The sequence below is a fragment of the Pseudoflavonifractor sp. SW1122 genome, assembly GCF_012027765.1.
Taxonomy (GTDB): Bacteria; Bacillota; Clostridia; order Oscillospirales; family Oscillospiraceae; genus Enterenecus; species Enterenecus faecium.
The window spans coordinates 1-12,995 of the sequence record NZ_SJOS01000067.1 but is presented as its reverse complement, the minus strand read 5'-3'; the positions used below and the strand labels follow the sequence as shown (position 1 = coordinate 12,995).

The following is a 12,995-nucleotide window of genomic DNA, read 5'->3' as shown; positions in this document are numbered from 1 at the left end:
CTTGGGCAATTGCAGGGTGTCCCCCACCTCTCTGGGGCGGAGCACATAGTCCCCGGGGATGAGCCACAGCCCCTCCCTGTTCTCTTGGGGGCATACCGCCGTGCGGCACTCCACCCGCCATTCCCCCCACGGGGTGTATCCGTCCCGAAGGGGCACCGGGCAAAGGGGGGTTTTCTCCCTCACGGGGGTGATGTCCAGCCGATTCCAGCTTTTCCGGGCCACATAGCCGGGCAAATCCAGCCGGGCCCCGCTCTGGGCCTGGGCCATGAGTCCATACAGCCCATCCAGGTACACCTGGGAGGGGTGGATGTGCAGCCCGGTGAGGGCCTGGGCCAGCCGCCGCATCACCAGGGGTCTGGGCTGGGCCAGCAGCTGGGAAATGTCCACCGCCACCCCATCCGGCCCTTCCATCACCCCGGGCACAGCTTGGGCCAGGGTGTCCAGCAGCTGGGCGTCCTCCCGCAGCTTGGCCGCCGCCTGGGCGATGTGGTGTACCGCCTGGGGGTTGAGTTCCCCCAGCAGGGGCAGCACCTGGTGGCGCATCCGGTTGCGGGTGTAGGCGGGGTCGGCGTTGCTCTCGTCCTCCACGTGGGGGACGTGGCGGCGGCGGAGGTAGTCCTCCACCTGCTCCCGGGTCACCTCCAGCATGGGGCGGATGAGCATCCCCTGCCGGGGCTGAATGCCCCGCAGGCCCTGGAGTCCAGAGCCTCGGATGAGGTGCATGAGCACCGTCTCCGCCTGGTCCCCGGCGTGGTGTCCGGTGGCAATGAGGGTGTACCCCTCCCGCCGGGCGGTGTCGTAGAGAAAGGCATAGCGCAGCGCCCGGGCGGTCTCCTCCACCCCCTGCCCCCGCTGGGCGGCAGCGGCGGGCACGTCCCCGTGGCCCACATGGAGGGGGACCTGGTGGCGTTCACACCAAGTGCGGACAAAGTCCTCCTCCCCGTCGGAGGCCTCCCGGATGCCGTGGTGGAAGTGGGCGGCCCCCACCTGGTAGCCGCCCCGGCTCGCCCCGTCCAAGAGGCGGCAGAGCAGATACATGGAATCGGCTCCCCCGGACACCGCGCACAGCACCCGGTCGCCGGGGGCAATCAGGTGGTAGGAAAACAGCTCTGCCATCAGTAGTCCTCTTCGTCGTAGTTGTAGGCCAGATTGCGGAAGGTGGTGAACTCTGGCCGCCACTCCAGCATGACAGTGCCCGTCTCGCCGTGGCGGTTTTTGGCCACAATGCACTCGGCCACGTTGGGGTTCTCGGTGTCGTCCTCGTAGTAGCTCTCCCGGTAGATGAACATGACGATGTCGGCGTCCTGCTCGATGGAGCCGGATTCCCGCAGGTCGGAGAGCATGGGCCGCCGCTGGCCCGCCGCCCGGCTCTCGTTGGCACGGGAGAGCTGGGACAGGCAGATGACGGGGACGTTGAGCTCCTTGGCCATGAGCTTCATGGAACGGGAGATGTCGGAGACAATCTGCTGGCGGTTGTCGCTGGCCCGGGTGGGCCCCCCGGCGGAGGTCATCAGCTGGAGGTAGTCCACGATGACCAGCCCCAAATCCTTGATGCGGCGGCACTTGGCGTTCATGTCCGCCACGGACAGGGAGGAGTCGTCGTCCATGTAGATCTTGGCCTGGCTGAGGGTAGCCACCGCCATGGCCAGCCGGGACCACTCCTCCTCCCCCACAATGCGGCCGGTGAGCAGTTTTTTGTTGTCAATGAGGCACTCGGTGGAAATAAGGCGCAGACCCAGCTGCTCCCGGCTCATTTCCAGAGAGAAGATGGCCACGCTCTTGCCCGAGTGCTTGCCCGCCTCCAGGCCGATGTTCAGAGCCAGAGATGTCTTACCCATACCGGGTCGGGCGGCGAGAATCAAAAGGTCGGAGTTATTCAGGCCGGAAATTCTCCGGTCCAGGTCAATGAGGCCGGTGGAGATGCCGGGGAACTCCGCCCCGTTCTCCTGCCGCTCCTTGATGGTCTCCCACACCTGGCTCATCACCGTGGCGATGTGGGTCATGCCCTGGGCGGAGCGGCCCTGGCGGATGGCGTAAATGCGCTGTTCGGCGGCCTCCAGAATCTGCTGGGCGGTGCCGCTCTCGCTGCGCACCATCTCCTCCAGCTCCCCGGCGGTCTCCCCCACTCTTCTCAGCAGGGCCTTGTCGGCCACAATGCTGACGTACTCCATGACGTTGGCCGCCGTGGGGGTGATCTCCATGAGCTGGCGCAGGTAGGCCACTGAGGTGTTCTCGTCGTACACCCCCGCCTGCTTCATGCGGTCCAGCACCGTCACCGGGTCGATGGTCTCGAAGCGGTTGAACATGGTGAACAGCACCTGGTAGAGCTCCCGGTTTTGCCGCAGATAGAAGTCGTCGGGGGTCAGGCGGGCCACCACGTCGGGAATACACCGGTCGTCGATGAGCATGGAGCCCAGCACCGCCTGTTCCGCCTCCACCGAGTGGGGCAGGCGCAGGCCATTGAATTCGTCCACTGTCATCCCTCCCAGTTGTATACTGTGGGCGTAATCTTACGCCTCCTCAGTGACCATCACACGGACGGTTCCGGTGATCTCATAGCCCAGCTTGCACTTGACCTCGTAGCCGCCAAAGGCCTTGATGGGGTCGGCCAGCACCAGCTTGGACTTGTTGATGTCGATGTTGTACTGCTGCTTGAGGCCCTCGGAGATCTCCTTGGTGGTCACAGAGCCGAACAGGCGGCCACCCTGGCCAGCCTTGGCCACGATCTTCACCGGGCACTCCTTCAAACGGCTCACCAGGTCCATGGCGGCCTGACGCTCCTCGGCCTCACGGGCGCGGCGGGCCTTATCCTGCATCTTCATGGTGTTGATGTTCTCGGCGCTGGCCTCCACCGCCAGCTTGCGGGGCAGAAGGAAGTTGCGGGCGTATCCGTCGGACACGTCCACCATCTGGCCCTTCTTGCCGTGGCCCTTCACGTCCTGCTGTAAAATCACTTTCATGATGTGTTCCTCCTAAAAATATGGTTTGCTTGGAGGGCGTATCTGAAAACCAAGAAATCGCCGAATTTTCCACAAGCAACAGACAGATACAAGGCAAAAAGCGCAGGAATCCTGGGTGGATTCCGAGCATTTTTAACGCAGTAGCTGGCGTTGATTGTTGGGAAAGTCAATGATTTCGACTTTTCAGAAAGCCCCTAGGGAGAACTTACTCCTCCTCTTCCCCCATCTCCTCCGGGTCGTCGGTCTTAAAATACCGCTCCAGAGTGGCCATGAGGGATTCCGTCACCTGCTTCAACGTCTGCCCGGCGATCTGGGCTCCGGCGGCTCCGGCGTTTCCGCCGCCCCCCAGGGCCTCCAAAATCACCTGGACATTGGTGTCGTTGATGCTTCTGGCCGACACCACCACCCGGTCCCCGTCGGGATAGAGGACGAAGGAGGTGTTGATGCCTGCAATATTCAACAGCTCATCGGCCGCCTGGGCGGCTGTGACCCGATTGACGGTATGGTCTACCGGCGCAATGGCAATATCTTGCCGGTACATCTTGGCATTTTGAATGATGCCGTACTTGGCCACGGTATCGGCCAGGCCAGTCTGGAACATCTTCTTCACCTCGCCGGTGTCCCCTCCGGCCCGGCGCAGGAAGGCCGCGGCCTCGAAGGTGCGGCCTCCGGTGCGCATGGTGAAGTTCTTGGTGTCCAGCATCAGGCCCGCCATCATGGCCTCTGCCTCGCCCCGCAGCAGCTCCCCGGGCTCCATGAGGTAGCCCAGCAGCTCGCTGACCAGCTCACAGGTGGAGGAGGCGTAGGGCTCGTGGAAGTAGAGGGCGCCGCCCTCGATGTAGGTGGCGGCCCGGCGGTGGTGGTCGATGACCGCCACCTTGTTGCAGGACTGGAGCACCTCTCGGCTGGCCACCTGCTCGGGGCGGTTGGTGTCCACCACCACCAGCAGGGACCGGGAGTCTGCCTTCAAGAGGGTCTCCTGGCTGTCCAAAAACAGGTCCTTGTACTCTTCCATCCCCTCCAGCTTGCGGTACAGCTGGTCGGCGGGGGTGGGGCCGCTCTCCCGGACGATGTAGTGGGGCACACCCTTCTTGCGGGCAATGGCGCACACGCCCACGGCAGCGCCCACGGCGTCCATGTCGGCGGCGGCGTGGCCCATGACGAACACACAGGAGGCGTCCGCCACCAGCTCGCCCAGGGCGGAGGCCATGACCCGGCTCTTGACCTTGGTGCGCTTCTCGGTCTCCTTGGCCCGGCCACCGAAGAACTCGAAGTTGAAGCGGTTTTTCACCACCGCCTGGTCGCCGCCCCGGGACAGGGCCATCTCCACGGACAGAGAGGCAAAGCGGTACAGGTCCGCCGGGGTCTCCCCGTCCACGCCCAGCCCCAACGACAGGGTCACCGAGATGCCGTTGGGGGTCTGCACCTGGCGGATGGAGTCGAGAATGGAGAACTTCTCCTCCTTGTACCCCTGCAAATACTGCTCCTCAAAGATGTAGAGGAAGCGGTCCCGGTCCAGGCGGCAGAAGATGCCCCCCACATCCCCCATCCACTGGGAGATGCGCTGGTTGATGTCTGCGATCATGTTGGAGGCCACATTTTCCGGCAGCCCCTTGATGGTGTCCTCGTAGTTGTCCAGCAGCAGGATGGCCACCACCGGACGGGTGGCCTGGTAGATCTCTTTCAAATTGCTGGCCTCGGTGACGTCCAGCCAGTAGGTGGTGGCCAGCAGGCTCTCCTGGCCCTCCTCCTGGGTGCGGCCCACGTTGCCGAACACCTGGTAGCGGCGGCGGCCCATGGCCACCTCGTGGGGGCACTCGTGCTTGCCCTCCAGCAGCCAGCGGCTGTCAAACTGGGGGGCAATGTCGGTGAGTTTGGTGTCAAACAGGCGGTTCCGGTCCCCGGACAGGTGGAGGAAGCGGTCGTTGGACCACACGATCTCCTCGGTGTCGGGGCGGAACATCATCACCGGCAGGGGGCAGTTGAGGGTGCTGTCCCGGGTGGCCTCGTCCACGCTGCCCAGCAGCTGGTCCAGGTACCGGGTGGCCTCCCGGCGGCGCAGCAGAGAGGCCCGGAGGTAGAGCAGGTACAGCACCAGCACCACCGCAGCCTCTCCCAAGGCCATCTGCACATTGCCCAGCAGGGCGGTGATGGCGGCAAAGACAATCATAACCAAAAAGTACAGGCCAAATCGAGGGCCCAGCAGCCGGGACAATGTCCGATTCATCTCATTCACTCCTTTTGTCCCAAAATCCCCGTCTCACAGGGGTCCTCCGGGGTGTTTGGGCGGTTTTTCGCCCCCGTTCCCCGGAAAAATACAAAACTCCATACAGATGAATTATTATATCAAATCCCACCCGTAAAAACAAGGGATTGGAAATCAAAATGGAAGGGCCGCAAGAAATGTGAAGAGATTGGATAAAATGCCATTGCACATCCCCGTCCCAGTTGCTATAATAGTTTTTACCAATCATTCAGGTATCTGCCTGGAGGTATTTGCGTCAGCCGAAGTTCTCGGTTGACGCAATCTTCTCACCCCGAGCATTTACCGCTTTACTGTGTAAAGGAGACGAGTTCCATGCTGGATATTCAAGTCAAGCTGGCGGAGCAGCGCAAGCCCCTGCCCGACCCCGACACCCTGCAATTCGGTAAGACCTTTACCGACCACATGTTTTTGATGAATTACGACGCCGGCCAGGGCTGGCACGATGCCCGGGTGGTGCCCTACGGCCCCCTGTCCATGGAGCCCTCCTGCATGGTGTTCCACTACGCCCAGGAAATTTTTGAGGGCTTGAAGGCCTACCGCACCCCGGAGGGCAAGGTGCAGCTGTTCCGCCCGGTGGAAAACGCCCGGCGTCTGAACTCCTCCTGCCAGCGCCTGTGCATCCCCGAGATTCCCGAGGAGGACTTCGTCCAGGCGGTGAAGGCTCTGGTGAAGGTGGATGAGGCCTGGGTGCCCAACAAACTGGGCACCTCCCTGTATATCCGCCCCTTCATCATCGCCACCGACTGCTCCCTGGGTGTGCACGCCTCCCACAGCTACCTCTTCGCCATCATCTGCTGCCCCGTGGGCGCCTACTACCCCGAGGGCATCAACCCGGTGAAGATCTACGTGGAGAGCGAGGACGTGCGGGCGGTGCGGGGCGGCACCGGCTACACCAAGTGCGGCGGCAACTATGCCGCCTCCATCCGGGCCGGAGAACGGGCAGAGGCCCAGGGCTACTCTCAGGTGCTGTGGCTGGACGGCGTGCACCGCAAGTATATTGAGGAAGTGGGGGCCATGAACGTGCTGTTCAAGGTAAACGGCACCGTCATCACTCCCCAGCTCACCGGCTCCGTGCTCCCCGGCATCACCCGTAAGAGCTGCCTGGAACTGCTGCGTGATTGGGGCATCCCCGTGGAGGAGCGGCTGGTCACCGCCCAGGAGCTGTTTGACGCCGCCAAGGCGGGCACCCTGGAAGAGGCCTGGGGCACCGGCACCGCCGCCGTGGTCTCCCCCATCGGCCTGCTGGCCTGGGAGGACCAGAAGGTGGAGGTCAGCGGCGGCAACATCGGCCCCCTGACCCAGAAGCTGTACGACACCCTCACCGGCATCCAGTGGGGCACCATTCCCGACACCCACGGCTGGGTGGTACCTGTGGAATAAGTTGAAAAAGGACGCTGCATTCCATGTGCAGCGTCCTTTTTGTCCGAAATCCATGGGCGTGATGGAGAAGGTGCACCCTTCTTCAACTTTTCGCAATCAGGCTTGCCAGCCTGGTGGGGACGCTCCCCGCTGGGGGTTCCTTTCTGCTGCCAGAAAGGAACCAAAGACCACCAAAGGCGGGGCCTTCCCCCGCCTTGTGGAATCCACCCCGCGGTACTGGGTGGAACGTGCACCTTCCTGTTTTCGGCCCTTGGCCCGGCGAGGTCACATAGATGGCATGGATATTCTACAGAATGTTCCTGTTTCTCTGGCAGACAGCACTTCTATTGCCAGGGCCTTACCCTGGTATGCAACTGTTCCCAGTTGCCGGAAGCCTGGCTCCCGGCGGCGGGAACGCCGCTTGGCCAGGGTAGGCCCGGATGTGAAAATCACTCAGCCATAGGGCCAGCTGCCCAGGGTGGCCTGGTGTGGTGGCAGTACCAGGAGCCACAGCAAGGGTGACGGGCCGAACATAGCCTTGACGCAGGCCCAGCCTCGTACCCCAGGGAGGTTCTTAGGGGGGAAAGCCCTAAGCGATTCTTTCCCCGATTTCTCATCGCTGAGAAATCGGGCCCAGCGGAGCGCGTCCCCTGCCAGGGGCGCAGGTCCCACACCTGAGAAATAAGTCGAAAAAGCGGATGCAACTTCCACAGCTGCATCCGCTTTTGTGTATCTTTACTTCTGGTACGCCTTCGCCGCCCCCACAAAGCCCCGGAACAGGGGATGGGCCCGGTTGGGTCGGCTCTTCAGCTCGGGGTGGAACTGGCCTGCCACAAACCAGGGGTGGTCGGGCAGCTCCACCATCTCCACCAGCCGTCCATCCGGGGACAGGCCGGAGAGCACCAGCCCCGCCTTGGTTAGCTCCTCCCGGAAGGCGTTGTTCACCTCGTAGCGGTGGCGGTGGCGCTCGTGGATGTCCAGAGCACCGTAAACTTGTGCCGCCCGAGTGCCCTCCACCAGGTGGCAGGGGTAGCTGCCCAGACGCATGGTGCCGCCCATGTCGGTGACCCCCACCTGGTCGGGCATCAGGTCAATGACGGGATGGGTGGTGGCGGGATTGAGTTCGGAGGAGTGGGCGTCGGTCATGCCGCACACATGGCGGGCAAACTCCACCACCGCCAGCTGCATGCCCAGGCAGATGCCCAGGAAGGGGATGTTGTTCTCCCGGGCGTAACGGATGGCGGAAATTTTGCCCTCAATGCCCCGGTTGCCAAAGCCGCCGGGCACCAGAATACCCTGCACGCCCTCCAGAACCTGGGCCACGTTGTCCTGGGTGACCGTCTCGGAGTCCACCCAGCGGATGTGCACCTTCACGTCGTTTTCAATGCCGCCGTGGGTGAGGGCCTCCACCACGGACAGGTAGGCGTCGTGGAGGGAGACGTACTTGCCCACCAAAGCGATCTCCACGGTGTCTTTCACGTTCTTGGCCCGGTACACCATGGTGGCCCACTCGGTGAGGTCGGGGGCGTGACAGATGAGCCCCAGACGACGCACCACCACGTTGGCCAGCCCCTCCCGCTCCAGCATCAGGGGCACCTCATAGAGAATGTCGGCGGTGAGGTTGGGGATGGCGTTTTCCACCGGAATGTTGCAGAACAGGGCAATCTTGTCCAAAATATCCTGGGGAATGGGGGCATCGCTGCGGCACATGATGACATCCGGCTGAATCCCCAGGCTGAGAAGCTCCTTGGCCGAGTGCTGGGTGGGCTTGCTCTTGAGCTCCCCAGAGCCGGGAATGGAGACAATGAGGGAGACGTGAATGAACATCACATCCTGACGCCCCCGCTCGGCGGCCACCTGCCGGATGGCCTCCAAGAAGGGCTGGGACTCAATGTCGCCCACGGTGCCGCCAATCTCCACAATGGCCACATCGGTGTCGGGCCCCTCCAGGGAGTAGATGTTGGCCTTGATCTCGTTGGTAATGTGGGGGATGATCTGCACCGTGCCCCCCAGATAGTCCCCCCGCCGCTCCCGGTTCAACACGTTCCAGTACACCTTGCCCGAGGACACCGAGGAGTTGAAGGTGAGGTTTTCGTCAATAAACCGCTCGTAGTGGCCCAAATCCAGGTCGGTCTCCGCCCCGTCGTCGGTGACGAATACCTCTCCGTGCTGGTAGGGGCTCATGGTGCCCGGGTCCACGTTGAGGTAGGGGTCCAGCTTCTGCACCTTCACCCGCAGCCCCCGCTGTTTCAGCAGGCGGCCCAGTGAAGCGGCGGTGATGCCCTTGCCCAGACCGGACACCACACCCCCGGTGACAAAGATAAATTTCGTATTCATGGCCATATGTGCTTCCTCCTTTGGACAGGAAGATGCGCCCTTGCGCCGGACCCCATTGCCCGGCCCTGTCAAAAAATAATACGAAATATTTTACCCCCGTACCCCGGGACAAGTCAAGGCACGGCCTCGCCAATTTCCCGGTGGTACGGGGGTAACTTTCTGGTATAAAATGTAACTCTCTCACCCCTGGGCGTGGAGGGCGGCGATGATGCGCCGCTTGTACGCCAAAAATTCCGGGGTGAGGTTGAACTCCACGTGGCGGGGCCGGGGCTCTTGCACCACGATTTCCTCCCCAATGCGGCCGTCCATGAGAAGATAGATGCGGTCGGAGAGGAGGATGGCCTCGTCAATGTCATGGGTGATGAAGAGGGTGGACAGGCGAATGTCCTCCATCACCTTCAAATACCACTCGTGCACCGAGGACTTGGTGAGGGTGTCCAGGGCGGAAAAGGGCTCGTCCAGCAGCGCCACGTTCTGGGAGAACAGGTAGGTGCGCAGCAGGGCTGCCCGCTGGCGCATGCCGCCGGACAGCTGCCCCGGCCACTTCTTCTCGGTGCCCTCCAGCCCGAACTGGGCAAACAGGGCGGCGGCCTGGGCTCGGGCCTCTTTCTTCTTCATCCCCCGCAGCATCAACGGCAGCGCCACATTGTCCTCAATGGTGCGGTAGGGCAGCAGCAGGTCCTTTTGCAGCATGTAGCTGATGCGGCCGGGCTGGCCCGTCACGTCCTCCCCGTCCAGAAACACCTGCCCTTCATCGGGTCGGAGCAGGCCGGAAATGACGTTAAACAGGGTGGTCTTTCCGCCGCCGCTCACCCCCAGCAGGCACACCAGCTCCCCCTCCTTGAGGTGGATGGACACATCACGGAGGACCTGGTTGTCTCCAAAGGCCAGGCTGACGTTGCGTACTTCCAGCTTGTCCACGGTCACTTCTGGGGCAGGTAGTCGTTGGAGAATCCGGCGTTGGGGTCCACGGTGCCCTCCAGCAGCTGGTTGTCGTTGAGCCAGGTGAAGAAGCCGCTCCAGCGGTCCGGGTCCATCTCGCCCCAGCGCTCCGCGTCCGCCTGGTACTCCTTGGCCAGGTACTTCTGGCTGGCCACCACCAGCTCCTCGTTGCTCTTGAGCTCGGGGGCGGCCTCCATGAGAATCTGGGCGGCCTCCTCGGGGTGCTCCATGGCGTACTCATAGCCCTGGGTCACCGCAGCCATAAAGGCCTTGGACTCCTCTTCGTGCTCGCTGAGATAGGTATTGTTGCCGATGATCACAGGGGTGTAGAAGTCAAACACCGGGTCGATGTCGGCAAATTCGAAGTAGTCGGTGTCCAGACCCGCCACCTCACAGGCGATGCCCGCCCAGCCGTAGTAAATCCAGATGGCGTCCACCGACTTGCTCTCCAGAGCAGACACCTCGTCGGTGACGGTGGAGGGGATGAGCTCCACCTTGGAGAAGTCGCCGCCGTCGGCCTCCATCACCTGCTGGATGGTGGCCTTCTCCACGGGCAGGTCCCAGGTGGCGTACTTGTGGCCCTCCAGGCCCTTGGGGGTGTCCATCCCCTCTCCAGCCCGGGAGATGATGCCGGAGGTGTTGTGCTGGATGATGGCAGCCACAGCGGTGATGGGCAGGGGGTCGTCCCCAATGAGGCCGGGGGCGATGTAGTCCTGGAAGGACACGCCGAACTGGGCCTTGCCCGAGGCCACCAGCACCTCCGCGCCGTCCTCGGGGGGCTGTACCACCTCCACCTCCAGGCCGGCATCCTCAAAATAGCCGTTGGCCATGGCCACATAGATGCCGGTGTGGTTGGTGTTGGGGGTCCAGTCCAGCACGAAGGTGATCTTCTCCAGGTCCTTCTCTCCGTCCTGGGTGTTGTTCTCGGTCTTCTGCCCGCAGGCAGTGAGAGACGCCGCCAGGCCCAGGGTCAGCGCCCCGGCCAGCAGACGATATGTCCATTTCTTCATCCTTTGTTCCTCCTCTTCTCCTCATCCACGGAGCGGTAGGGCATGCACCGCCGCTCCAGCCACCCCACCAGGGCCATGAGGGCCAGGGACAGGGCGGAAATCAAAAAGATCACAGCAAACATCTTGTCAAAGGCAAAGGCCTTTTTCACCCGGGTCATGTACACGCCCAGGCCGCCGAAGCCGCCCAGCCACTCGCTGATGACGGCGCCCACAATGGAGTAGGCGGCGGCAATGCGCAACCCAGAAAAGAACTGGGGCAGAGCCCAGGGGCATTTCAAGTAGCGGAAAATCTGCCACCGACCCGCACCCATGGAGCGCAGCAGCCCCACGGCGTCGGGGTCCACCCCCCGGAAGCCGTCCAGCAGCCCCACCGTCACCGGGAAAAAGGTGACCAGCACCACCAAAATGACCTTGGGAGTCATCTCATAGCCAAACCACAGCACCAACAGGGGCGCAATGGCCACGGTGGGGATAGTCTGGGTGATGACCAGAATGGGGTAGAAAATCTTGTACAGCAATTCAAAGGCATCCATGGCCACGGCGAACACAAAGCCCACCGCCACCCCGATGCACAGGCCCAGGGCAGCCTCCTGCAAGGTGATGAGCAGGTTTTCCCACAGGGAGGGGGCGTCGGTGACAAAGGCGGTGACCACCTGCACCGGGGAGGGCAGCATGTAACTGGGCACCAGCCCGGACACACACACCAGCTGCCACACCACCAGCAGCACCGCCACCCCGGCGATCCCGGGCAGTTTAGCCCTGGTGGTGTTTGGTAACTTTCTGATCAATGGTGAGAATCTCCCCTTCCGGCTCGTAGACCACCTTGATGTAGGCGGACACCTTGGGGGCACCCGCCCGGACGGCCACGTGCTGGCACTCCTTGACAATATCCATGAGCTGGTCGTAGTTGTCCCCCTCGATGGTGGTCTCAAAGGGGCCCACATAGTAGTCCAGGCCCGTGGAGCGGATGTAGTCGATGACCTCGTCCACCATGCGCACCAGTTCCTGGTCGTTGTCTGCCTGGGGCAGACTCTGAATGGCAACACTTGCTTTCATAGCACTTCCTCCATATCCATAAAAAATGCCCCGCCGGCAATACCGGCGGGGCATGACAAAACACGGATGCTCCCTACGCTGGCATTACCCAGATCAGGTTAAGGGTCGCAGGATATACCTGCCTCTCAGCTCCTTCCCTGGAGCTCCCCTGTCGACATGCCAGTTTAGTCCTTTTTTCGGCGGTTGTCAACGGAAATATCATTTGCATATAGTTCAATACTTGGCACATTCATTAACATTTTAAATTTCCCAACAAAAGAGTTCACTTTCGATATATTTTGCCCTTCCAACTCTCAAACACGTAGCTTTTGCTAGTCTAGCACTAAGCCTACTTTCACACAGAACTACAATAACTCCCTAGAACTGGCCATTGAACTTGCCTAATATTGACGATATAATCATGTTTATAATAAATCGATATATCATAACACTAATAATCATTCGCGATGGGGAATCTATATGAGAAAGTTTGTTAAGCAAGTACATAAAGTACACATTAAATATCCCTTCATCGATCCACTCATTAACTTGCTTTTAGGTGCATTTATCGGCACGTTCATTGGAGATTTTGTTCACGATTTGAATCAAAGCTGGCATTTCTGGAATTCCCCCTCTTTTTGGACATGTCTCTTTTCTATAGCAATTGCTGTTGTTTATTTTTCAAAATTTAGTACATACTCTAATTCTAAAAACAATAGGATAAAATCGGCCATACAAGATTTCAACGAAACCCTAATCAATATAGCAACTGAAGAATTAACTAAAAGTACCTCCATGGAGGAATTGATAAGACGTTCCGAAATGATAAGGCCCCATATCGAAACCATAAAGCGTACGGAGGACGAGTAACTATAATGTTGAATAATTACTACATTTTTACGAAATCACTACAAAATACAGCTAAAGAAATTATTAACTCTTTCAAATCTTATCAAATCGTCATTCTTTGTGGAGATGCGGGTTCAGGTAAAACATCTTTGTGTAAATTTATGGTTTCACAAAAAATGTTTTGCACAGTAGCTGGTCGTGTTAGGTATGCTCTAGGATATCCAACAGGCTTTTTAT

12 protein-coding genes and 1 riboswitch are annotated in these 12,995 nt (G+C 60.6%); of the genes, 3 read left to right on the top strand and 9 right to left on the bottom strand.

Annotated elements, in window-relative coordinates; genetic code table 11:
* The 4 genes from tilS to E0L15_RS11300 form a co-directional block, all read right to left on the bottom strand.
* The coding region (gene tilS / locus E0L15_RS11315; protein ID WP_168125668.1) for a tRNA lysidine(34) synthetase TilS at positions 1 to 1,116 on the bottom strand (1,116 nt) is incomplete at its 3' end.
* Positions 1,116 to 2,480, bottom strand: coding sequence for a replicative DNA helicase (gene dnaB, locus E0L15_RS11310; RefSeq protein ID WP_087232077.1), 1,365 nt, complete (start codon positions 2,478 to 2,480; stop codon positions 1,116 to 1,118). The genes tilS and dnaB, both read right to left, overlap by 1 nt.
* 30 nt (positions 2,481 to 2,510) lie before the next feature.
* A complete protein-coding gene (gene rplI, locus E0L15_RS11305; protein ID WP_087232080.1) occupies positions 2,511 to 2,960 on the bottom strand; it encodes a 50S ribosomal protein L9 in 450 nt (149 codons plus the stop codon).
* A 205-nt stretch (positions 2,961 to 3,165) separates the two neighbouring features.
* A complete protein-coding gene (locus tag E0L15_RS11300; protein WP_087392220.1) occupies positions 3,166 to 5,187 on the bottom strand; it encodes a DHH family phosphoesterase in 2,022 nt (673 codons plus the stop codon).
* 351 nt (positions 5,188 to 5,538) lie between these two features.
* On the opposite strand from E0L15_RS11300, the gene E0L15_RS11295 reads away from it, so the two are divergent.
* Positions 5,539 to 6,606, top strand: coding sequence for a branched-chain amino acid aminotransferase (locus tag E0L15_RS11295; RefSeq protein ID WP_087232086.1), 1,068 nt, complete (start codon positions 5,539 to 5,541; stop codon positions 6,604 to 6,606).
* A gap of 714 nt (positions 6,607 to 7,320) precedes the next feature.
* On the opposite strand, the gene E0L15_RS11290 is transcribed toward E0L15_RS11295, so the two are convergent.
* The 5 genes from E0L15_RS11290 to E0L15_RS11270 form a co-directional block, all read right to left on the bottom strand.
* The gene (locus E0L15_RS11290; protein ID WP_168125669.1) at positions 7,321 to 8,922 is read right to left on the bottom strand and encodes a CTP synthase; all 1,602 of its coding nucleotides are present in this window, start codon (positions 8,920 to 8,922) and stop codon (positions 7,321 to 7,323) included.
* Positions 8,923 to 9,102: 180 nt separating this feature from the next.
* Positions 9,103 to 9,849, bottom strand: a complete 747-nt coding sequence (locus E0L15_RS11285) for an ABC transporter ATP-binding protein (RefSeq protein WP_343219388.1) — start codon at positions 9,847 to 9,849, stop codon at positions 9,103 to 9,105.
* Positions 9,846 to 10,874 (bottom strand): ABC transporter substrate-binding protein, encoded by a 1,029-nt coding sequence (locus E0L15_RS11280; RefSeq protein WP_087369414.1) that lies wholly within the window; start codon positions 10,872 to 10,874, stop codon positions 9,846 to 9,848. The genes E0L15_RS11285 and E0L15_RS11280 overlap by 4 nt, the downstream gene beginning before the upstream one ends.
* Positions 10,871 to 11,662, bottom strand: coding sequence for an ABC transporter permease (locus E0L15_RS11275; protein WP_087369413.1), 792 nt, complete (start codon positions 11,660 to 11,662; stop codon positions 10,871 to 10,873). The genes E0L15_RS11280 and E0L15_RS11275 overlap by 4 nt, the downstream gene beginning before the upstream one ends.
* On the bottom strand, positions 11,628 to 11,930 hold the full coding sequence (locus E0L15_RS11270; protein WP_168125667.1) for a thiamine-binding protein: 303 nt from the start codon (positions 11,928 to 11,930) through the stop codon (positions 11,628 to 11,630). Before E0L15_RS11270 ends, E0L15_RS11275 begins: the two co-directional genes overlap by 35 nt.
* Positions 11,931 to 11,983: 53 nt before the next feature.
* Positions 11,984 to 12,090, bottom strand: a riboswitch (TPP riboswitch).
* Between the two features lie 299 nt (positions 12,091 to 12,389).
* On the opposite strand from E0L15_RS11270, the gene E0L15_RS11265 reads away from it, so the two are divergent.
* Together E0L15_RS11265 and E0L15_RS12265 are read left to right on the top strand one after the other, a co-directional pair.
* Complete coding sequence (locus E0L15_RS11265; RefSeq protein WP_168125666.1) at positions 12,390 to 12,779, top strand: hypothetical protein; 390 nt, start codon at positions 12,390 to 12,392, stop codon at positions 12,777 to 12,779.
* A gap of 5 nt (positions 12,780 to 12,784) precedes the next feature.
* Positions 12,785 to 12,995 (top strand): hypothetical protein (locus E0L15_RS12265; protein ID WP_206020629.1); only part of this gene is annotated, 211 nt, incomplete at its 3' end.